This window comes from Nocardia sp. NRRL WC-3656 (genome assembly GCF_000720265.1).
Classification (GTDB): domain Bacteria; phylum Actinomycetota; class Actinomycetes; order Mycobacteriales; family Mycobacteriaceae; genus Nocardia; species Nocardia nova.
In genome coordinates this window covers 226,912-247,503 of sequence record NZ_JOJF01000010.1, presented here as the reverse complement: position 1 = coordinate 247,503, position 20,592 = coordinate 226,912, and the positions used below count along the sequence as shown (strand labels likewise).

At 67.8% G+C, this 20,592-nt stretch carries 18 protein-coding genes; 4 read left to right on the top strand and 14 right to left on the bottom strand.

Going from position 1 to position 20,592, the window contains the following annotated elements; translation table 11 throughout:
* Window positions 1-34: 34 nt before the first annotated feature.
* Entirely contained in the window at window positions 35-1,480 is a 1,446-nt protein-coding gene (locus IG65_RS0115810) for a PQQ-binding-like beta-propeller repeat protein (protein ID WP_231509226.1), read from the top strand.
* Here the strand turns inward: IG65_RS0115810 and IG65_RS0115805 are convergent.
* The 8 genes from IG65_RS0115805 to ctaD all read right to left on the bottom strand — a co-directional run bounded on the left by IG65_RS0115805 (window position 1,464) and on the right by ctaD (window position 10,909).
* The gene (locus IG65_RS0115805) at window positions 1,464-2,738 is read right to left on the bottom strand and encodes a hypothetical protein (protein WP_051756120.1); all 1,275 of its coding nucleotides are present in this window, start codon (window positions 2,736-2,738) and stop codon (window positions 1,464-1,466) included. The genes IG65_RS0115810 and IG65_RS0115805 overlap by 17 nt on opposite strands.
* A 187-nt stretch (window positions 2,739-2,925) precedes the next feature.
* Window positions 2,926-3,903, bottom strand: a complete 978-nt coding sequence (locus IG65_RS0115800) for a class I SAM-dependent methyltransferase (protein ID WP_030515679.1) — start codon at window positions 3,901-3,903, stop codon at window positions 2,926-2,928.
* 36 nt (window positions 3,904-3,939) lie between these two features.
* A complete protein-coding gene (locus tag IG65_RS0115795) occupies window positions 3,940-4,704 on the bottom strand; it encodes an enoyl-CoA hydratase-related protein (RefSeq protein ID WP_030515678.1) in 765 nt (254 codons plus the stop codon).
* A 231-nt stretch (window positions 4,705-4,935) separates the two neighbouring features.
* On the bottom strand, window positions 4,936-5,769 hold the full coding sequence (locus tag IG65_RS0115790; RefSeq protein ID WP_030515677.1) for an NUDIX hydrolase: 834 nt from the start codon (window positions 5,767-5,769) through the stop codon (window positions 4,936-4,938).
* Between the two features lie 93 nt (window positions 5,770-5,862).
* Window positions 5,863-6,693: an ABC transporter ATP-binding protein gene (locus IG65_RS0115785; protein WP_030515676.1), complete on the bottom strand. Its 831-nt coding sequence runs from the start codon at window positions 6,691-6,693 to the stop codon at window positions 5,863-5,865.
* A 191-nt stretch (window positions 6,694-6,884) separates the two neighbouring features.
* The gene (locus tag IG65_RS0115780) at window positions 6,885-7,700 is read right to left on the bottom strand and encodes a peptidyl-tRNA hydrolase (protein ID WP_051756118.1); all 816 of its coding nucleotides are present in this window, start codon (window positions 7,698-7,700) and stop codon (window positions 6,885-6,887) included.
* The gene (gene serB, locus IG65_RS0115775; protein ID WP_036524710.1) at window positions 7,700-8,953 is read right to left on the bottom strand and encodes a phosphoserine phosphatase SerB; all 1,254 of its coding nucleotides are present in this window, start codon (window positions 8,951-8,953) and stop codon (window positions 7,700-7,702) included. The genes IG65_RS0115780 and serB overlap by 1 nt, the downstream gene beginning before the upstream one ends.
* Window positions 8,954-9,172: 219 nt before the next feature.
* On the bottom strand, window positions 9,173-10,909 hold the full coding sequence (gene ctaD, locus IG65_RS0115770) for a cytochrome c oxidase subunit I (protein WP_030515673.1): 1,737 nt from the start codon (window positions 10,907-10,909) through the stop codon (window positions 9,173-9,175).
* A gap of 199 nt (window positions 10,910-11,108) precedes the next feature.
* Between ctaD and IG65_RS0115765 the strand changes: the two genes are divergently transcribed.
* Window positions 11,109-12,185, top strand: coding sequence for an ABC transporter substrate-binding protein (locus tag IG65_RS0115765; protein ID WP_030515672.1), 1,077 nt, complete (start codon window positions 11,109-11,111; stop codon window positions 12,183-12,185).
* A gap of 17 nt (window positions 12,186-12,202) precedes the next feature.
* Here the strand turns inward: IG65_RS0115765 and IG65_RS38515 are convergent, their stop codons facing one another.
* Complete coding sequence (locus tag IG65_RS38515; RefSeq protein ID WP_197039850.1) at window positions 12,203-12,709, bottom strand: hypothetical protein; 507 nt, start codon at window positions 12,707-12,709, stop codon at window positions 12,203-12,205.
* A gap of 89 nt (window positions 12,710-12,798) precedes the next feature.
* On the opposite strand from IG65_RS38515, the gene IG65_RS0115755 reads away from it, so the two are divergent.
* On the top strand, window positions 12,799-13,365 hold the full coding sequence (locus IG65_RS0115755) for an AAA family ATPase (RefSeq protein WP_197039849.1): 567 nt from the start codon (window positions 12,799-12,801) through the stop codon (window positions 13,363-13,365).
* Here IG65_RS0115755 and IG65_RS39585 read toward each other — a convergent pair.
* Both IG65_RS39585 and nrdF read right to left on the bottom strand, forming a co-directional pair.
* The gene (locus tag IG65_RS39585; RefSeq protein ID WP_255359458.1) at window positions 13,359-13,493 is read right to left on the bottom strand and encodes a hypothetical protein; all 135 of its coding nucleotides are present in this window, start codon (window positions 13,491-13,493) and stop codon (window positions 13,359-13,361) included. The two genes, IG65_RS0115755 and IG65_RS39585, sit on opposite strands and share 7 nt — an antisense overlap.
* Before the next feature lie 263 nt (window positions 13,494-13,756).
* Window positions 13,757-14,719: a class 1b ribonucleoside-diphosphate reductase subunit beta gene (nrdF, locus tag IG65_RS0115745; RefSeq protein ID WP_030515669.1), complete on the bottom strand. Its 963-nt coding sequence runs from the start codon at window positions 14,717-14,719 to the stop codon at window positions 13,757-13,759.
* 112 nt (window positions 14,720-14,831) lie between these two features.
* Here nrdF and IG65_RS39795 point away from each other — a divergent pair, with 112 nt between their 5' ends.
* Window positions 14,832-15,509, top strand: coding sequence for a GNAT family N-acetyltransferase (locus IG65_RS39795; RefSeq protein WP_369801546.1), 678 nt, complete (start codon window positions 14,832-14,834; stop codon window positions 15,507-15,509).
* A 91-nt stretch (window positions 15,510-15,600) separates the two neighbouring features.
* On the opposite strand, the gene IG65_RS0115735 is transcribed toward IG65_RS39795, so the two are convergent.
* The 3 genes from IG65_RS0115735 to nrdE all read right to left on the bottom strand — a co-directional run bounded on the left by IG65_RS0115735 (window position 15,601) and on the right by nrdE (window position 20,574).
* A complete protein-coding gene (locus IG65_RS0115735) occupies window positions 15,601-16,269 on the bottom strand; it encodes an alpha/beta fold hydrolase (protein WP_030515667.1) in 669 nt (222 codons plus the stop codon).
* Window positions 16,270-16,576: 307 nt separating this feature from the next.
* Window positions 16,577-18,130: a magnesium transporter gene (mgtE, locus tag IG65_RS0115730; RefSeq protein WP_231509225.1), complete on the bottom strand. Its 1,554-nt coding sequence runs from the start codon at window positions 18,128-18,130 to the stop codon at window positions 16,577-16,579.
* A 362-nt stretch (window positions 18,131-18,492) separates the two neighbouring features.
* Window positions 18,493-20,574: a class 1b ribonucleoside-diphosphate reductase subunit alpha gene (nrdE, locus tag IG65_RS0115725; protein ID WP_231509235.1), complete on the bottom strand. Its 2,082-nt coding sequence runs from the start codon at window positions 20,572-20,574 to the stop codon at window positions 18,493-18,495.
* Window positions 20,575-20,592 lie beyond the last annotated feature (18 nt).

The following is a 20,592-nucleotide window of genomic DNA, read 5'->3' as shown; positions in this document are numbered from 1 at the left end:
GGTGGTCACCTGATCGAGGTACCAGCGTAGTCTCGTGCAGGCCCGTTACGAACAGATGGGAGTGCAGCAGGTGCGAAGCGGCAGTCGGCGACCCGAGCGCAGCGAGCACGACCGCGGCGGACACCACCCGACGACGTTGCGCCACTCGGTAATTCGGGGAGGCGCCCCGAAGCGCGCGATCGCGGCGTTGGGCGCCCTGGGCCTCCTGGCGCTGACCGGATGCGGCAGCAGCACCGTCGACGACATCAAGGTCGGTTCCGGCAAGGGCTGGCAGTCGGCCTTCCACGATGCCCGCAACAGCGGCGCGAGTCCCGTCACCGGCGCCCGGCATCTGAGCCTGAGCTGGTCGCGCCCGATCGGCGGCCCGCTGGCGAATGCGACCACGATCGGCCCGGACGGCCAGTTGTTCGTCACCTCCCGCACCAGCACCGACTGTGTCGGCAAGCCGGGTACCACCGGCATGATCTTCTCGTTCCAGATGCCCACCGGGCGCAAGCGCTTCTGCAATGCGCTGGGACCGGATGCCGTCGCCGCGGCCTCGGCGGTCGACGGGGCGAGCAATGTGTACGTCGGTGACGACGGCGCGGTGTTCTCGTTCAACGCGCTGGGGCAGCCGCGCTGGCGCACTCCCGTTGCCGGCGTTCCGGTCTCGGTGCAGTTCACCCACGACGGCACCGTGCTGTCGGTCTCGCAGTCCGGTCAGGTCGACGTCCTGGACCGGCAGACCGGCGACCGCGAGGTGTCGACCTATCAGGTGCTGGGCGACCCCGACTTCCTCGCGCACCCGAATGTCACTCGCCCTGCGGACGGGCAGGGTATCGACGACTGCGCCGTCGGCGGTCCGCAGTGCGCGGTGGCGAATGTGTCGGCGCTCGATCCGAATTCGGGCCGCTTCTATCTGACCGCCTGGCGGACCGGCGCGCCCGCGGCGTCCGTGGTGGCGCTGCACTACGCCGACAAGAAGGTCACCCAGGACTGGAGCGTCGACATCCTCACCGACGGCAGCGCGACCAGCCCGACGCTGTCGTCGGACGGGAAGACGCTGTACGTAGGCGACAACAGCGGTCGCCTGCTCGCCGTCGACACCGCCGACGGTCACACGAAATGGACGCAGCCGCTGGGCTTCGCCCCGCGCGGCGGCATCTCCGAACTCGACGGGCTGCTGATTCCGGGCGGCGACGACGGCCATCTGATGGCATTGCACGACAACGGCGACCGCGCCGAGATCGCCTGGGAACGTAAGGATCTCACCCTGCGCGGCCGCCCGGTGCAGACGGCCGGCGATACCGGCTACGTGGTGGTGCCGATGGGCGACGCGCTGCATCTGCTGACCTTCGAGACGAAGTCGGGTAAGACGATCGCCTCCGCCGCACTGCCGGGTGCGCAGGGCACGACGGTGTCCACCGCGATCGGACCCGACGGCCAGGTCGTGGTCGGCACCCGGATCGGCGAGCTGTTCGCCTTCACACCGGATCGGTAGAGTTCGCCGCCGGCCCCACGCGCGGGGTTTCGCAGACGAATGCCGTTGCGGTGCGGCCGATCCGGGTGATCACCACGGTGTGCGGGGTGCTGCCCCGCGGTTTGATCCGGCGCCGCAGGGCATCGGGATCGACGTCGACGCCGCGGATCAGTATTTCCAGCGGACCGCAGTCGCGGCGGTGCAGTTCGGCGCGCAGCGGCTTCTCCCGGAATTCCAGCCGGTCCAGGATGCGGAAACCGCGCACACCCGGCGGCACCGTCTCGCCGGTGAGATAGGCGATGCGCGGATCCAGTTGCCACAGGCCGTATCTCGCGGCGTAGTGGCGGACCAGGCCGGCCCGGACCACCGCGCCGTCCGGGTCGACGAGCCAGGTTCCGGGCTCGCGGTCGGGGAGGTCGTCGGGTTCGGCATCGGTCAGCGACCACGAACAACCGTCGCTGCGCAGCACCGTCGCCCGCCTGGTCACCCCGGATTCGGTGAGCCCGCGCGACCACAGGCAGGCTTCGCGCACGGCACCGTCGAGGGAGACCACCTCGACCTCACCGTCCCACGAAAGGCCCGCGTACCCGTCCGCGGCCGTCCGGTCGGCTCGCGCCGGCAAGGGTTGTGCGCCCGCGCGCCGCTGCGCGAAACGGTCGAAATCCAGTCCGGGAGCGCATTTCACGACCAGATCGCGGTCGCGGTAGACGGCCAGCAGCTCCGGTAGCGGCGGTTGCAGCTGAGCCGGATCGTGGGTGCGCCGGCCTCCCGCGCGCCGCGCCGGATCGGCGATCACCACGGCGCCGGCACTGCACGGCCGCAGCGCATCGGCCTGTGCCAGTGCGACATTCGGTGCATCCGCCAGATTGTGCGCGGCCATCGCCAGCCGCACCCGGTCCAGATCACTGCCGAGCACCGCCGGGCATTCCCGCCGCAGCGCGGCGAGTTCCGCGCCGATCGAGCAGGTGACGTCGTGGACGGGACGCCCCGCCAGCCGCCGGGCCCGGTGTCGCGCCACGAGACTCGGCGTCGCCTGCTGCAGAGCGTCGTCGGTGAACAGCCATTCGGCCGCGCCGTCGAGTTTGGCGGCCGCACGACGGCGCAGCTGCACGGTCTCCACCAGCGCGGCTGTGCGCTCGCCGTAGTCGCGGCGCAGGACCTCGAGGTCGCGCAGCATCGTCGCAGGCGTCAGCTCGTGTTCGCCGACCACGGTCAGTGCGTCCCGGCCCGCCGCACTGTCCAGAAAGCCGACGTCTCCCGCTGTGAACGAATACCCCATCAGCGCGGCTCCGGCCGCCGCCCGGGCGAGACCGACTGGGCCGCAACGGGTATCGAGCAAGCAGAGACCGCCCGCCGGTGGGGCACCGGCACCACCGAGGGCCGGAGCACGCACCCCACGCCCGTCGAGACGGTCCGCGCCGGACCGGCGGCGTAGCCGGTCCGCACGCGAGACAGCCTGCCGCCCACTACTTTCCGGCGGCGCCCGGCTTCACGCCGGTGATCATGGCGTTGTAGAAGAACTGACGCGGCACCACGTGGCGCAGCACCTTCTCGTCGAGCTTGCTCAGGCCCAACCATGCCTTGTACTGGGCCATCCGGTAGCGCCAGGTGAGTTTCTCCTCCGGCACCGCCGCCTCGAAGGTGCGCACCGGCCAGCCCCACAGCGCGGCCGCGAATTCCTCGGTCTCGGCGTGCACCTGCACCGCACCGGCGCTGCGCGCGATCCGCTCGAGCTCGGAGGGATCGAAGGTGTGCAGGTCGACCACGGCCTCCAGGGCCGCGGCCCGCGACGACTCGTCCAGTTCGGCCTGCGGTCGCCGCCAGTCGGACAGGAACGGCAACTTGGTCACCTCGGTGGTGACCTTCCAGGTGATCTGGCCCAGTTTGCGGGCGTAGAAGTTGCCGATGGTGGTCGGCTCACCGGCGAACACGAAACGGCCGCCCGGCTTCAGTACCCGCAGGCATTCCCGCAGCGCCTGCTCGACATCCGGAATGTGGTGCAGCACAGCATGTCCCACGACCAGGTCGAAGGTGTTGTCCTCGTAGGGGATGGTCTCGGCGTCGGCGACACGGCCGTCGACATCCAGCCCCAGGTTCTGCGCGTTGCGGGTGGCGACCTTGACCATGCCCGGCGAAAGGTCGGTCACCGAACCGGTTTTCGCCACGCCGGCCTGCATCAGATTCAACAGGAAGAAGCCGGTGCCGCAACCGAGTTCGAGGGCCCGCTCGTACGGCAGCGGCGCATTCGGCGCGACGGCGTCGAAGCGGCCGCGCGCGTACTCGATGCAGCGCTCGTCGTAGGAGATGGACCATTTGTCGTCGTAGGTCTCGGCCTCCCAGTCGTGGTAGAGGACCTGCGCGAGCTTGTTGTCGGTGAGCGCGGCCTGGACCTCGGCCTCGGTGGCGTGCGGGTTCGGCGCGGGGTCGTCAAGACGTGCGGTCATGGTGGCACAGCGTATCGAGTGATCACGCGGAGTGGGTCAGCGGCCCAGGAATTCCGCGACGCCCGGACCGGACGCCGAATAAGAACGTGTTCCTACGCTGCGGTCTTCGGTTTCGAACAGCTCCGCCCACTCGGCGCGGGCGCGGTCGAGGCCGTGCGGACCGGCCTCGAAGACCCGTTTCGCCGCGGCCAGCGCGCGTGCCGGGCCGGTGGTGAACTGCCGCGCCCACCGCAGCGCCGCAGCGAAGACGTCGTCGGGCGCGACCACCTCGTCGACCAGCCCGATCGCCGCCGCCTCCTCGGCATCGACGTAGCGGCCGGTGTACACCAGATCCTTGGCCGGGCCGGGGCCCACGAGCAGTCCCAGCCGGCGGATGCCCGCCACCGGGATCAGGCCCGCCCGGATCTGCGGCAGGCCGAGTTTGACGTTGTCACCGATGAGCCGGCGGTCGGCGCCCAGAGCGAGCTCGAGGCCCGCGCCGACCGCGTACCCGGTGATCGCGGCGATCGTCGGCTGCGGAATCCGGGCCAGGCAGCCCAGTGCCTGCTGCAGATCCGCGGCGACGGCGCCGGCCTGCGCGGGCGTCCAGCGCGCGAGTTCGGCCATATCGTCGCCCGCGCTGAAGATTCGCTCGTCGCCGTAGACGATCACGGCCCGCACCTCGTCGTCCGCCGCGAGGTCCGCGGCTGCCGCGGCCAGCTCCAGCGCCAGCTGCAGATCGACGAGATTCAGCGGCGGCCGGGCGAAACGCAGTACGGCGATTCCCGCCTCGACACGGTCCACGGTCACGAATTCGGCCACGGCGGCGAGCCTACTGTGCGTGGCGGGACACCTGCGACGTCGGGATGTTCGCGCCGGTCCCGGACCGCCGGGGCACCGCGTCGCCGTCCGGGCCGCCGGTAGTGCGCCGAGACGCTGCCGACCCGCGAGGCGAAACGGTCCCCGAGACGAGCCCGCCGCACCGCGACCGGTGCCAGGTAGCAGCTCACGACTCGGCCCCTTGCCCCGGGTGAGTTCGGTCGTACTGCCGGCTCAGTCTCGCTTCGAACCCTGCAACCGGGACGCGTCCGGCATGTCGGCGAAATACCGGTGGTTGTTCGGGAACTGCAGCATCGGCTGACCGTCGACCGGCTCGAAGACCGGCATGATCGGGCTGATCGAGCGCTCGGCCGCGAGAATCTCTGTGGTGGAGGCGAATTCGGCGATCGAACTCAGCTGCGTCCAGGTCGGCGGCAGCAGCACGTCCTCGCCGGCCCGCCAGCGGTCCAGCGCCTGCGCCGGATTCCGCCACGCCACCTCGTGCGCCTCGGTGGTCGCGCCGTCGGCGCGCTGCCCCTCCGGCAGCACCGCGACGAAGAAGTAAGTGTCGTAGCGCCGGGGTTCCACCACCGGCGTGATCCAGTTGTCCCACGGGCGCAGCAGATCCGCGCGCAGCACCAGATTCTCGTTCGCCAGGAAATCGCCGAACGACAGTTCGCGGCGCTCGAGCTTCTCCCGGGCACTGCGGTAGGCGACGGTATCGGAGACGACGGTGTCGGCGGTGGGGCCCGCCAGCAGCACACCGCATTCCTCGAAGGTCTCCCGTACCGCGGCGCACACCAGCGCCTGCGCGCGTGCGCGGTCGACTCCGAAACGACGACCCCACCACGTCGGGTCCGGCCCGGCCCAGCCGATTTCCGCATCGGCGTCGGAGCGGTCGACACCGCCACCCGGAAAGACGGTCATGCCGGCCGCGAAGGCCATCGCCTTGACCCGTCGTTGCAGGAATACCTCCGGTCCGGATGCGCCGTCACGCACGAGCACTACGGTCGAAGCGTCCTTCGGCGCCGGTGGCTCGGCCGGGGTTTCTGCAACAGATTCACTCACAATCGCACCATAACGCGCGCTTGGTTCCGATCGGCAGCAGGTGCCCGAATGCGGCACCGGTGCGCGGTGCGGGAACAGGCGCCGGGAACCAGCTCAGGCGCGGTGGCGGCCGAAACGCTGCGAGCGCCGCGCGAAATACCGTCCGTCGATGCGATCGAGGGCGATGGACTGGCGGAAGGCCTCGCTGAGGTTCTCGGCGGTCAACACGTCCGAGAGCAGCCCCTGTGCGATCACATCGCCCTCGTTGAGCAGCAGCGCGTGGGTGAAGCCGGGCGGAATCTCCTCGACGTGATGGGTGACCAGCACGGTCGCCGGAGCATCCGGGTCGGCGGCCAGATCGCCCAGTTGCTCGACCAGTTCCTCGCGGCCACCCAGATCGAGCCCGGCGGCCGGCTCGTCGAGCAGCAGCAGTTCGGGATCGGTCATCAGAGCGCGGGCGATGAGAACGCGTTTGCGTTCGCCCTCGGACAGGGTTCCGTAAGCGCGGTCGGAAAGGTGTTCGGCGCCCAGGCTTTCCAGGATGTCGACGGCGCGGTCGGTGTCGACATCGTCGTAGCGCTCGCGCCAGCGGCCCATCACGGCGTACCCCGCCGACACCACCAGATCCGACACCTTCTCGTCCACCGGGATCCGGCCGGCCACCGCCGCCGACGACAGGCCGATGCGCGGCCGCAGTTCGCTGATGTCGGTCTTGCCGAGCACTTCGCCCAGCAGCGTGGCCGACCCCGAGGTCGGATACAGCTCGGCGGCGGCCATCCGCAGCAGCGACGTCTTACCGGCGCCGTTGGGGCCGAGCACGACCCAGCGTTCGTCGAGCTCCACCTGCCAGGTGACGGGACCCACCAGGGTATGGCCCGAACGCCGGACGGTCACCTCGTTGAAATCGATGAGCAGATCGGGATCCGGTTGCGGCACGAGCTCCATCTTTGCCGACGCGCTCGATCCGTTGCCAACGTGGTCGGTGTGCACGCTATCCGTCATAGTCGGCCACCCGCTCCCCCACGAACCGAATCGGCCATTGCCGCAGTGACATTCCGCACGTTTGAGCACCCTACGGCGCTCGACACGCCACGGCACGCCGGGCCTCGGCTCGGTGCGGTGAGTGGTCGCGCGCGCTACGACGCGTCGTCGAGCGGGCTCATCGGCGGCGCCACCGCGATCACCGTCATCGATCCGGGGGCGACTTCGGTGAACCCGGCATCCCGCACGGCGGCGATCGTCTCGGGCCCGTCGCCACCGTTCACTCGGGCGCACAGGCGGGCCCAGAGATCCGGCTCCGCATCCCGGACGGCGCAGCGGAATCCACGCTGCGCCCAGGCGAAGGCTTGTTCCACCGGAAGCGCACCGGCCAGCAACATGCTCGCGTGGCCGACCTGCGCCGCCGCCTTGCCCACGGTCATGCTCAGGGCCGAATTCACCCACAGCACAGGCAGTTCCGGGTCCGCGGGGCCGGGCTCGTCCCATTCGAGATCGGTGCCGCCGATCTGCAGTTTGCGAATGCGCTGGTCGATGTCGCCGACCGGACCGGGCACCAGGGCGCGCGCCTCGGCGCCGTCCACCTCGAGCGTGACGCCGTCCACCTCGTTGGCCGCGAGCCACTGTGCGCCACGGGCCCGGCGCGCGACCTTCCGGATACGCGAGCGCTTCCACGCGAGATAGCGGTCCTGCCACTCACCGTCCGGACCTACCCGCGAATCCAGGCAGAGCGCCACGGCCGCGGCGGCCGCCGCCTCCAGTACCGCACTGCGTCGCGGCGGTTCGGCTTTCGGTATGTGCAGCACCATCTGCATCGCCTGCACCTGTGCGGGATCGTCCGGATCGCCGCCGCCCCCGTAACCCAGCGCCAATTCCGCATGCCGGGCACGGAAACCCGAATCCAGCAGCAGTGGCGGTGCGGCGCCCTCGGGCGCGTCGATCTCGGGCTCTGTCATCAGCTCAGCGGCACTCGGCGCAGCAGTCCGTCGCGGGCGTCCGCGGCCTCGACCTCGTCGCGGGTGACCCCGAGGATGAACAACACCGCGTCCAGGAACGGATGCGACAACGCGGTGTCGGCGACCTCCCGCAGCGCGGGCTTGGCCTGGAAGGCGATACCGAGGCCGGCGGCGTTGAGCATGTCGATGTCGTTGGCCCCGTCGCCGACCGCGACGGTCTGTTCCATCGGCACGCCCGCCTCGGCCGCGAAACGCCGCAGCGCCACCGCCTTTCCGGGCCGGTCGACGATCTCGCCGATGACCTGACCGGTGAGCTTGCCGTCGACCACCTCGAGGGTGTTGGCGTGCACGAAATCCAGTTCCAGTTCGTGTGCCAGCGGTTCGATCACCTGACGGAATCCGCCGGAGACCACACCGCACCGGAATCCGAGCCGGCGCAGGGTGCGAATGGTGGTCCGCGCGCCGGGGGTCAGCTCGATCCGCTCGGCGACCTGATCGATCACCGTTTCGTCCAGTCCGGTGAGGGTGGCGACGCGCTGACGCAGCGATTCGGCGAAGTCGATCTCCCCGCGCATCGCGGCCTCGGTGACCTTGCGGACCTCCTCCTCGACACCGGCGTGGGCGGCCAGCATCTCGATCACCTCGCCCTGGATCAGGGTGGAGTCGACGTCGAAGACGATGAGCCGCTTCGCCCGCCGGGCCAGCCCCGCGCGCTCGACGGCGACGTCGACCTTCTCCTTCGCGGCGACCTCGGCCAGCGCCGTGCGAAGACGGGTCTCGGCCAGCGCGTCCTCGGTGGGCGGTGCGGTAACCATCAGCTCGAGACCGGTCACCGGGTAGTCGGCGATACCGCGGATGGAGTCGATGTTGACCTCTTGGGCCGCCAGTGTGCGCGCGATGGTGCTGAACGCGCGAGCGGTAACCGGGCTGCCGAGCACCACCACCGCGTGTGTGGACAGCGGCGCCCCGGAGACCGAATTGGCGCCGATCTCGACGTCGACCTGCATGCCGACGGTCGCCATCGCATCCTCGAGCTGATCCTGCAGATCCTCCGGATCGCCTGGACTCGTCACCAGCACACCGAGGGTCAGCCGGCCCCGGATCACGACCTGCTCCACATCCAGCAGGCTCACGCCGTGCCGGGACAGCGCCGCCAGCAGCACCGAGGTCACGCCCGGTTTATCGGGTCCGGTGACCGTGATCAGCACCGTCGTCTCGGTGGCAGTGCCACGATCGGACTCGGACGTGCCCACGCGCAACTCCATCTCTTCGTCACAGCTCCACTTCCGCGGCGATCGCGGTCCGCGACGGCCAGCAGACATTCTCTCAGGTCGGGTGCGGCCACCGGCGCGCACCGGTCGCCGGGGTCACTGCCGAACCGCCGACCCGGCGCGGCACCCCCGAAACGCCGAACGCGGCGGCCGTCGCACTGGACGGCCGCCGCGCCGGGACTGCTCTCTTCGAAGCGGGTACTAGCTCGACACCTTCTCGAGCTCGGCCACGTGATGGGACTTCGAGCCCCAGCCCACGTGCGCCTCAGCCCGCATGCGCTCCACCATGTGCGGGTAGTGCAGCTCGAATGCCGGACGCTCGGACCGGATCCGCGGCAGCTCGTAGAAGTTGTGCCGCGGCGGCGGGCAGGTGGTGGCCCACTCCAGCGAGTTGCCGTAGCCCCACGGATCGTCCACGGTCACGACCTCGCCGTAGCGGTAGCTCTTGAAGACGTTCCAGATGAACGGCAGCGTCGAGGCACCGAGGATGAAGGCGCCGATCGTGGAGACGGTGTTCAGGGTGGTGAAACCGTCGGTCGGCAGGTAGTCCGCGTAACGACGCGGCATGCCCTCGTTACCCAGCCAGTGCTGCACCAGGAAGGTGGTGTGGAAGCCGACCATGGTCGCCCAGAAGTGCCACTTCGCCAGGCGCTCGTCCAGCATGCGGCCGGTCATCTTCGGGAACCAGAAGTAGATACCGGCGAAGGTGGCGAACACGATGGTGCCGAAGAGCACGTAGTGGAAGTGCGCGACCACGAAGTAGGTGTCGGACACGTGGAAGTCCAGCGGCGGGCTGGCCAGGATGACGCCCGACAGACCACCGAAGAGGAACGTGACCAGGAAGCCGACCGAGAACAACATCGGTGATTCGAAGGTCAGCTGCCCCTTCCACATGGTGCCGATCCAGTTGAAGAACTTCACACCGGTCGGAACCGCGATCAGGAAGGTCATGAACGAGAAGTACGGCAGCAGCACCGCGCCGGTGGCGTACATGTGGTGCGCCCACACCGCGATCGACAGCGCCGCGATGCCCAGCGTCGCGTAGACCAGGGTGGTGTAACCGAAGATCGGCTTACGGCTGAAGACCGGGAAGATCTCGGACACGATGCCGAAGAACGGCAGCGCGATGATGTACACCTCGGGGTGGCCGAAGTACCAGAACAGGTGCTGGTAGAGCAGCGAACCGCCGGTGGCCGGGTCGTAGATGTGGCCGCCCAGGTGCCGGTCGTAGGCCAGCGCCATCAGCGCGGCGGTCAGCAGCGGGAAGGCCAGCAGGATCAGAACGCTGGTGACGGCGATGTTCCAGGTGAAGATCGGCATCCGGAACAGGGTCATACCGGGGCAGCGCAGGCAGACGACGGTGGTCAGCATGTTGACACCACCGAGGATGGTGCCCAGACCGGAGACGGCCAGACCCAGAATCCACAGGTCGCCGCCGACACCCGGGGAGTGCACGATGTCCGACAGCGGGGTGTAGGCGGTCCAGCCGAAGTCGGCGGCGCCACCGGGGGTGATGAAGCCCGCGGTCGCCATGGTCGCGCCGAACAGGTACAGCCAGTAGCTGAACGCGTTCAGACGCGGGAAGGCGACGTCGGGCGCACCGATCTGCAGCGGCAGCACGATGTTGGCGAAGCCGAACACGATCGCGGTCGCATAGAACAGCAGCATGATCGTGCCGTGCATAGTGAACAGCTGGTTGAACTGTTCCGGCGACAGGAACTGCAGACCCGGACGAGCGAGCTCACCACGCATCAGCAGGGCCATCAGGCCGCCGATCATGAAGAACGACATCGCGGTCACCAGGTACATCACACCGAGGACCTTGGGGTCCGTGGTGGTGACGGCCTTGTAGATGAACGAACCCTTCGGGCCCAGTCGTGCCGGATACGGCCGTGTCGCTTCCAGCTTGGGGACTGGCTGGGGCTCTACAGCAGTCACTGATCCTCCTGAAGGTGTGCCTTCTGCTCGTTTCGCACGCTCGTGCGTTCCGGCGCATGACGAAACGACGGTGGCTTGCGCTAGAGGCATCGTAAACCGTGGCGTCGCAGGCGTCCGACGGGGTCCTACTCTGTGTCGTATTCGCCGCGCGGACGGTGCCGCAACGATCCTGCACACGGGCGCATGTACCCTACGCTGCATGCCGGTGAGCGAACGCGTCTCCACCCGAAAGCCCAAGACCCGCAAGCGCACCAGTGCGCGCCGGCTCTCGCTCGGCGGTGCGGCCGTCGGCGCGGTGGTCGCCCTGGTCACCGGGTGCGGCACCGGGGGTGACGACGCATCGAGTTCGATCGTCCGGACCACCACGAATATCGCCGGTGCGAGCGTGGTCGGCATCGAGCGCGACACCACCCGCGCCTGCGCCCTGCCCACCGCCCCCGATCAGGCGTCGGGCACCCGCACGGTGGCGGGCACCCAGGTGCCCGCGGATCCGAAACGCATTGTCGTCCTGGACACCGCGGCGCTGGACGCGGTCTGCGCCGTAGGCCTGTGGGAGCGGGTCGTCGGCGCGACCACGCAACCCGGCCCGGCGCCGCAACCGAACTATCTGGGCACCGGCGTGCTGAAGATCCCGAGCGTGGGGACCTCCGGGGCGGTGGACCCGGCGAAAATCTCCGCGCTGCAACCTGATCTGATCCTGGGCGCCGCGGGTGACGGGGATCTCGCCGCGTTGCGCGGGGTCGCCCCGACCGTACTGGTCGACCACCGCGGCTGGCAGGACGATTTCACCGCCTACACCGACGCCCTGGGCCGCGGTTCGGCCTGCGCGAAGGCGCTCGCGGACTACCGCACGGACGCCCGCGAAACCGGAGCCTCGATCGCGGCCAATTTCTCGCAGGCATCGGTGATCCGCTTCTCCCCCAAGGACATTCAGGTTCAGGGCACCGACACGTTCGCCGGGCAGGTGCTCGCCGACGCCGGTGTGCAGCGGCCCAGCGCCCAGCTCGATCGCTCGTTCACGGTGGACAGCCTCGCCGCCGAAAGCGACCGCAACAAGATCGAGGGCGACATCATCTATCTGATGTTCGACGGCCCCGACGGTCAGAGCCACGGCGAATCAATCATGAAGGGCGACGACTGGAAGGCGCTCGGCGCCGTCGCCGACAAGCGCGATTTCGCCGTCGAGGACGACCTCTGGCACGGTTCCGGGCTCACCGCCGCACGGGCGATCCTCGACGACCTGCGCAAGACGCTGAACGGGTACGTCACCGACTGAGCGAGCGGCGTATCGGTTCATCGCAGCTCGGGGCCCGGTTCACGGGCCATCCGCTCGTCGGCATCCGACGGTTTCGCCGGCCGGCTCGCCGGGGTGCGGCGCGGATCGTCGGTTGCCGCCCGCGGACGCAATGCGTAGGCCGGCACCAACTGGTCGGTCAGGTGCAGCGGCGTCCGCCCGTCCGCATAACAGACCGAGAAATTCACCCGCCCCAGCCACTCGCCACTGAACGAGGGCACCCAGTGGGTCAATGTCCCCGGCCGCTCCCCCGTCATATCCAGCCCCGCCCCGTTGACGTGCCGGGGCGCGCCCGGATCCCGGATGAGAATCGCGTCCAACCGCACCCACACCGGTTTCGGCGGCTGCACGAGCACCCGGTAGTAATAGCCGGTCTCGTTCGGATACTGCAGCTGCGGTTCGGTCCCCTCGGTCCGCGGAACATCGTCCGGAAGCCGTCGCGGCGCCCGGCCGGAGAACCCATCGCCCGCCCCCTCCGACGACACACCCCCGGAACTCGAACACATATTCGAATAATACCGAGCGGTCGGCCCGATCGACACCCGCCCCACCGCATCGGGGCCACGCGTCGTCCGGGCACGTCATGATGGGGCGGATGGGAAAACTTCTCGTGCTGGTGAACGGCCTTCCGGGCGCCGGCAAATCAAGCGTCGGCCAGGCGCTGGCACCGGCCTTGCGCGCCCGATTCCTCTCGAAGGACACGGTCAAGGAGGCGTTGGCGACCTGCGTCGAGGATCCCGCCGGTCTTCCGGATCTGGGCGGTGTCGCGATGGACGCGGTGTGGTCGCTGGCGCGAACCAGTCCCACCTCGATCGTCATCGATTCCTGGTGGTTCGCACCACGAGACACACAATTCGCCCGCGCCGGTATCGAGAAGGTGGGCGCGGACCGGGCCGTCGAAATCTGGTGCGACGTACCACCGTCGGTGGCGAGGACCCGGTATGCGAGCCGGCGCCGCCCCGGCTTCTATCACGACGCCCAGCGCCTCGGCACGCAGTGGGACCGATGGGCCCGGGAAGCCGCACCGCTCGGACTGACGCCCGTCGTCACGATCGACACCACCCAGCCCGTCGATTACACCGCGCTCGCCGCGCAGATCCACAGGGTTGCCGGTGAGCCGCTAACCCACGGCGGGCCTTTCTCGGCCTTCCGCGATCAATGAGCGGAGGAATCGGGGGTCTGCGCGCCGTGCGCGCGCAACGCGTCCGCGAACCACGTGAACACCGGGCCGAGTTCCGGCGTGGCGGGCCAGCCGTTGAGCATGCCGACCAGTCGCCAATAATGTTCCACCCGAGGGTCGTTCGCGATTTCCAGGCGGTGCAGTATCCAGCTGCGCAGCTCGGCGTCGTCCGGCCTTGACCGTCAGTCCCCTCCGCTCGGCCGGCGCGCCGATCGTCAGCATCGTCTCGTCGTTCACGAGCCTCAGCCTGCCGCCTCCTCCTAGGGGAGACTCGAGCGGCTGGGCTGGGCTGGGCAAAGTCTCGCGAGGAGCCGAGAACGAACGAGCCCGGATGCAGAAGCCTGCGTCCGGGCCCTTCACGGTAGAACCGAGTTCAGAACTCCCAGTCCTCGTCTTCGGTGTTGACCGCCTTGCCGATCACGTAGCTGGAACCGGAGCCGGAGAAGAAGTCGTGGTTCTCGTCGGCGTTCGGGGACAGCGCCGACAGGATGGCCGGGTTGACGTCGGTCTCGTCGCGCGGGAACAGACCCTCGTAACCGAGGTTCATCAGCGCCTTGTTGGCGTTGTAGCGCAGGAACTTCTTGACGTCCTCGGTGAGGCCGACCTCGTCGTAGAGGTCCTGGGTGTATTCGACCTCGTTCTCGTACAGCTCGAACAGCAGCTCGAAGGTGTAGTTCTTGAGCTCGTCGCGCTCGGGCTGGGTGAGGTCCTCGAGGCCCTTCTGGTACTTGTAGCCGATGTAGTAGCCGTGCACGGCCTCGTCACGAATGATCAGCCGGATCAGGTCGGCGGTGTTGGTGAGCTTGGCGCGCGAGGACCAGTACATCGGCAGGTAGAAGCCGGAGTAGAACAGGAAGCTCTCCAGCAGCGTGGAGGCCACCTTGCGCTTGAGCGGCTCGTCGCCCCGGTAGTACTCGAGCACGATCTCGGCCTTGCGCTGCAGATTCGGGTTCTCTTCCGACCAGCGGAAGGCGTCGTCGATCTCGCGGGTGGAGCACAGCGTGGAGAAGATGGAGCTGTAACTCTTGGCGTGCACCGACTCCATGAACGCGATATTGGTCAGCACCGCCTCTTCGTGCGGGGTGCGCGCGTCCGGAATCAGGCTCACCGCGCCGACCGTGCCCTGAATGGTGTCCAGCAGGGTCAGACCCGTGAACACGCGCATGGTCAACTGCTTCTCGTGCGCGTTCAGCGTGTTCCACGACGGAATGTCGTTGGACACCGGAACCTTCTCCGGCAACCAGAAGTTGCCGACGAGCCGGTCCCAGACCTCGGCATCCTTCTCGTCGGGCACCCGATTCCAGTTGATCGCAGACACTCGATCGATCAGCTTCACGCCCGCTCACTCACCCTTCCCGCTTCGCCGGTCATTGTACGCTCGGACACTACTCCTAGTGGGCCGCCGCTCAGCACAACACAAGGGCTTGTGTCTCCCATGTCCTGGGCAAATGCGTTCCGGGGTGGGAAGTTCCACACCGCGGCCGGGAGCGAATGACGAGCGCGCGATGCACAGGCTACTGCCGCCGCCACGATCGCAGCAACGATGCCGAGAGTTTGCTATTGCGATCCAATACCGGGACGTGCCGGTCGATCGCCGCAGAGCACATTCCGGCGGACATCGACAAGGCCGGGCGGGTGCTCCGAACCTGAACTCGGCGCCTCGACCGACCGTATTCGCACGCCGGTGGCGTACTAATCGTGCAAACCTCCTCGGCTTCAGCGGTTTTCTCACAATCTCATGGAGGTTTGCACGAAAAGTTCGCGCTACAACACAGTTGATACCGCCTGCCGGAATGACGCCGCCGGGTTCATCGCGCCACTTGCTCCGAGAGGATGCCGCATGGCACAGCCGGTCATGGGTCGGCGCGTTCGCGGGTGCTCGACTCGTCGGGTTCGTGCACGCGGCGTGGGACGGTGGCAGCCACGCGTTCCTCCTCGACACCGCGGTCGCCCCGGATCTCCGTCGGCAGAGCATCGGATCCGACCTGGTGAACGCCCTGGTCGGCGACCTGCGTGAACTCGGAATCGAATGGCTCCACGTCGATTACGAACCACATCTGCGCAGCTTCTACCGCGATGCATGCGGTTTCGGAGCCACCGACGCCGGTCTCCTACGACTGAACTGACGCGGAAAGCTCTCGATCATCCCGGCCGCGAGCGATTACAGCTCGGAATGTTGGTCCAGGTGTCCGAGCACATCGGCGATGTATGCATATTTCACTCGCTCAGCAGTAGTTCGGCGACGGCCTCCGGAGCCTCGTGCATGGCATCGTGGCCGGTGGGGAGGTCGTGGACCACCCACCCGGGGTCGGCTTCGAGCCGGATGCGCTGTTCGGCGAACGGGGTGCGGTCTTCCCAGCCCGAGCAGTAGACGAACTCCCGGCGGGGAACTCGGGCGAATGCGCCGGTGAGCCGGATTGTTTGCAGGAACGAGGCCAGCGGGTGGGGGCGGCGGCGCGGATCGCCGTTGCCCGGTGGGCGAACGGCGTAACCGGTGGTCGCGGCGCCGTCGGCGATCACCTGCCGGAAGTAGTCGTTCATCGCCGACCAGCACGATTCGCCGTCACGGGGGACATACGCGTCGAGATGCACCAGGCGCGCGATTCGGCCGCCGGCACGGTCGGCGCCAGCGGCAATCACCATCCCGCCGTAGCTGTGCCCGACCAGCGTCACATCGGTGACGTCGGCGCGGTCGAGGAACCGCACGACGTCGTCGGCGTGGGTGTCGAGGTTGGCGGTCGCGACCGTCGCGGCATCGTCGTCCGGCCGCAGACCGGTCAGGGTCAGGGCGTGGACGGTATGACCGGCGCGCTCCAGCAGCGGAACCACCGCCTCGAACGACCAGGAACCCTTCCACCCGCCGGGCACCAGAACATATGTCGTCATGCGCTTTTCCTTCTCTCCCACTGCGGCATCGAGGCACGCCACCTCGGAATCACTTCGCGTGGAGACAGTCTCACCGGCGGATAGCGTGGCTTGCTACCGACAGAAAGCCATCCGGTACCTGTTCGCCGCCAATCTCGCCCAGCCATTCACGGCTTACCGTAAAGCATGGTCGCCGAATCGGTTTCGCCCCATCTCGAGCTCCCGGAATCGCTTCCGTGCGACCACGCCCGCGGCGACGGGTACCCCCGGCGAGCATCATGAACGGCTGCAGTCGACAGCGGACTGTACCGTCGCCCGCGGTCCCGACTCAGATGCCGAGGACGAGCTTCGCCGTCGTGAAGTAGATGACCAGCCCGGTCGCGTCGACCAGCGTCGTCACCATGGGCGCGGAGATCACCGCCGGGTCGATGCGCAATTTCTTGGCCAGCAACGGCATCGTGCCGCCGATGGTCGCGGCCCAGCCACAGATGATCACCAGGGTGATGCCGACGACCAGCGCGATCTGCGCGCCGACGAATGCCGCGCCGATCACCATGCCGACCACCGCGAGCATCGACCCCAGCACCAGGCCGACCCGGCATTCACGCCAGATGACCTTCAGCAGATCCGACACCCGCACCTCGCCCACGGCCAATGCCCGCACACACGAGGTCGCCGCCTGCGCACCGGCATTGCCGCCCGCGCCGATCAGGAGCGGAATGAACAACGCGAGATGCGCGGCCTGGGCGAGCGTCGCCTCGAACGCGTCGGTCACCGTGACCGTCAGGGTGGCCGCGACCAGCAGCAACAGCAACCACATCGCGCGGTAGCGGGCCAGCTGGAACACACCGGCGGCCATGTAGTGCCCGGACCACGGGCTGGCGCCGGCCTGCCGCGCCACATCCTCACTGTCGGCGACCTCGATGACCTCGACCGCGTCATCGATGGTCAGCAGCCCGACCAGCCGGTCCTCACTGTCCACGACCGGCAGGTTGATCAGGTTGGTCTCGCGCATGAGCCGCGCGGCCTTCTCCGCGGCGTCGGTCGCGCGGGCGAAAACCGGTGCGGTGACGACGAGTTCGGTCAGCATCGTCTCCGGATCGCTGAGGACCAGTTCTCGCATCTCGACCACGCCGGTGAGCCGGCGACCGCCGTCCACCACAGGCAGCGTGTACACCGTCTCCGCGTGCGCACCCTTGGCGCGAACCACCCGCAGCGCCTGTTCGACGGTCAGATCACAGTGCAGCGCAACGACTTCCGGGGTCATGTAGCGACCGACCGAACCCTCGGGATAGCCGAGCAGCGCCGCGGTCATCCGCCGTTCGCGCGGGCTCAGCCCGGCCAGCACCTTCTTGGCGACCGTCGCGGGGGCCTCGCGCAGCATCCGGGCGCGGTCGTCGGGGTCCATCCCCTCCACCAGTTCCCGGAAGCTCTGATCACGCATCCCGGACAGGATCTGCTGCTGGTCCACCGGCTCGAGCTCCTCGAACACCGCCAGCGCGCGGTCCTTGTCCAGCAGCCGGAACGCGATGCCGGCGTGCACGGCGTCCATGCGCGCGAGTTCGTCGGCGATCCGGTGCGGGGCGTGGTCGTCCAGCCAGGTCAGCGCGGCGTCGACGCGGCGGTCGTCGATGAGGTCGCGGAGCGAGATGTGATCCGAATGCTGTTCGGCGACAGCCGTTTCCGCAGTGCCGGCAGCATCGTGTCCGCTCGCGCCGGCGGCACACGTGTCGTGCACACCCGCTTCGGTGGCGTGTTTCTCGCCGGCAGACGCTCGACCAGCCTCCGCTCCGGCGGTGTTCAGCCCGGGCTCGGTGACCGGACGACCCTCATCCGGGACATCAGGGCGTGCGGGCGCGGCAAAGAACAGATCGGTCGACATGACAGAACCTCGGCATACTGCGAGTGGGTACGGGATCACGGATCACACCGCGAGGCACCGACCTCGCCACCGAAAGCTCTACCGGCAGAACAGGAGAACGGCGCCGCGCGGCCTTCGACTCGGGGGTTCGCTACGCACAGCCACCCACCTCCTCATCGCCCGCACTACACCGTCAGAGAATTTCGGATGCCCTCCCGGCACCCCGATGACCTGCATCGTCGCCTGGTCATCGCCCGGACGCACAGCGCCCGCATGCAGGTTACACCCCCACCCGCCGCCGCGCCGAACCACGAAAACCAGGACGCACCGTCGTACTACGAACGGGCGCCCCGGCCGGAACCGGGGCGCCCGTTGCGCAATCCTCACAACATGCAGCTGACGCAGCCCTCCACCTCGGTCCCCTCCAAGGCCATCTGCCGGATGCGGATGTAGTACAGGGTCTTGATTCCCTTGCGCCAGGCGTAGATCTGGGCCTTGTTGACGTCGCGGGTGGTGGCGCTGTCCTTGAAGAACAGGGTCAGCGACAGGCCCTGGTCCACGTGCTGGGTGGCCGCGGCGTAGGTGTCGATGATCTTCTCGTAGCCGATGTCGTAGGCGTCGGCGAAGTATTCGAGATTGTCGTTGGTCAGGTAGGGCGCCGGGTAGTAGACGCGGCCGATCTTGCCTTCCTTGCGGATCTCGATCTTCGACGCCACCGGGTGGATCGAGCTGGTGGAGTGGTTGATGTAGGAGATCGACCCGGTCGGCGGCACCGCCTGCAGGTTCTGGTTGTAGATGCCGTGCTCCATGACCGAGGCCTTCAGCTCGAGCCAGTCCTCCTGGGTCGGGATGTGCACGCCCGCTTCGGCGAAGATCTCCCGCACGCGATCGGTCTTCGGCTCCCATGCCTGTTCGGTGTACTTGTCGAAGTATTCGCCGCTGGCGTACTTGGATTCCGGGAAGCCGCCGAAGGCCGTGCCGCGCTCGATGGCGAGCTTGTTGGAGGCCCGCACCGCGTGGTAGGCGACGGTGTAGAAGTAGATATTGGTGAAGTCCACACCTTCTTCGGATCCGTAGTGGACCCGCTCGCGCGCCAGATACCCGTGCAGGTTCATCTGGCCCAGGCCGATGGCGTGGGATTCGTTGTTGCCCTGCTCGATCGAGGGCACCGAATAGATGTGGGTCTGATCCGAGACCGCGGTCAGCGCCCGGATCGCGACCTCGATGGTCTGCCCGAAATCCGGTGAGTCCATCGCCTTGGCGATATTGAGCGAGCCGAGGTTGCAGGAGATGTCCTTGCCGACCTTCGCGTAGGACAGGTCGTCGTTGAACACCGACGGCGTGGAGACCTGCAGGATTTCCGAGCACAGGTTGGAGTGGGTGATCTTGCCCTTGATCGGGTTGGCCCGGTTCACCGTGTCCTCGAACATGATGTAGGGGTAACCGGATTCGAACTGCAGCTCGGCGATGGTCTGGAAGAACTCGCGGGCGTTGATCTTCGACTTGCGGATGCGCTTGTCGTCGACCATCTCGTAGTACTTCTCGGTGACGTTGAGGTCGGCGAACGGCACGCCGTAGATGCGCTCGACGTCGTAGGGCGAGAACAGGTACATGTCCTCGTTCTTCTTCGCCAGCTCGAAGGTGATGTCGGGGATCACCACACCCAGCGAGAGCGTCTTGATGCGGATCTTCTCGTCCGCGTTCTCCCGCTTGGTGTCGAGGAAGCGGTAGATGTCGGGGTGGTGCGCGTGCAGGTACACCGCGCCCGCGCCCTGACGCGCGCCGAGCTGATTGGCGTAGGAGAAGGAGTCCTCGAGCAGCTTCATGATGGGGATGACGCCGGAGGACTGGTTCTCGATCTTCTTGATCGGCGCGCCGTGCTCGCGAATGTTGCTCAGCAGCAACGCGACTCCGCCGCCGCGCTTGGACAGCTGCAGCGCCGAGTTGATGGAGCGCCCGATGGACTCCATATTGTCCTCGATGCGCAGCAGGAAGCACGAGACCGGTTCGCCGCGCTGCTTCTTGCCCGAGTTCAGGAACGTCGGGGTGGCCGGCTGGAAGCGGCCGTCGATGATCTCCTCGACCAACTGCTGGGCGAGGATCTCGTCGCCGGCGGCCAGGGTCAGCGCGACCATGCAGACCCGGTCCTCGAACCGCTCGAGATAGCGCTTCCCGTCGAAGGTCTTGAGCGTGTAGGACGTGTAGTACTTGAACGCGCCGAGGAAGGTGGGGAACCGGAACTTCTTGGCGTAGGCCTGCTGGAACAGCTTCTTGACGAACGCGCGGCTGTACTGGTCGAGAACCTCGGGCTCGTAGTAGTTCTCCTCCACGAGGTAGTCGAGCTTCTCGTCGAGGTTGTGGAAGAAGACGGTGTTCTGGTTGACATGCTGCAGGAAGTACTGCCGGGCGGCGGCGACATCCTTGTCGAACTGGATCTCACCGTTGGGTCCGTACAGATTCAGCATCGCGTTGAGCGCGTGGTA

Coding starts and splice junctions, on each gene's coding strand:
- IG65_RS0115805 (WP_051756120.1), bottom strand. CDS start 2,738: ATGGGGTATTCGTTCACAGCGGGAGACGTCGGCTTTCTGGACAGTGCG.
- IG65_RS0115800 (WP_030515679.1), bottom strand. CDS start 3,903: ATGACCGCACGTCTTGACGACCCCGCGCCGAACCCGCACGCCACCGAG.
- IG65_RS0115785 (WP_030515676.1), bottom strand. CDS start 6,693: ATGGAGCTCGTGCCGCAACCGGATCCCGATCTGCTCATCGATTTCAAC.
- IG65_RS0115780 (WP_051756118.1), bottom strand. CDS start 7,700: ATGACAGAGCCCGAGATCGACGCGCCCGAGGGCGCCGCACCGCCACTG.
- IG65_RS0115765 (WP_030515672.1), top strand. CDS start 11,109: ATGCCGGTGAGCGAACGCGTCTCCACCCGAAAGCCCAAGACCCGCAAG.
- IG65_RS38515 (WP_197039850.1), bottom strand. CDS start 12,709: ATGTGTTCGAGTTCCGGGGGTGTGTCGTCGGAGGGGGCGGGCGATGGG.
- IG65_RS0115755 (WP_197039849.1), top strand. CDS start 12,799: ATGGGAAAACTTCTCGTGCTGGTGAACGGCCTTCCGGGCGCCGGCAAA.
- IG65_RS39795 (WP_369801546.1), top strand. CDS start 14,832: ATGCGTTCCGGGGTGGGAAGTTCCACACCGCGGCCGGGAGCGAATGAC.
- IG65_RS0115735 (WP_030515667.1), bottom strand. CDS start 16,269: ATGACGACATATGTTCTGGTGCCCGGCGGGTGGAAGGGTTCCTGGTCG.
- mgtE (WP_231509225.1), bottom strand. CDS start 18,130: ATGTCGACCGATCTGTTCTTTGCCGCGCCCGCACGCCCTGATGTCCCG.
- nrdE (WP_231509235.1), bottom strand. CDS start 20,574: ATGCTGAATCTGTACGGACCCAACGGTGAGATCCAGTTCGACAAGGAT.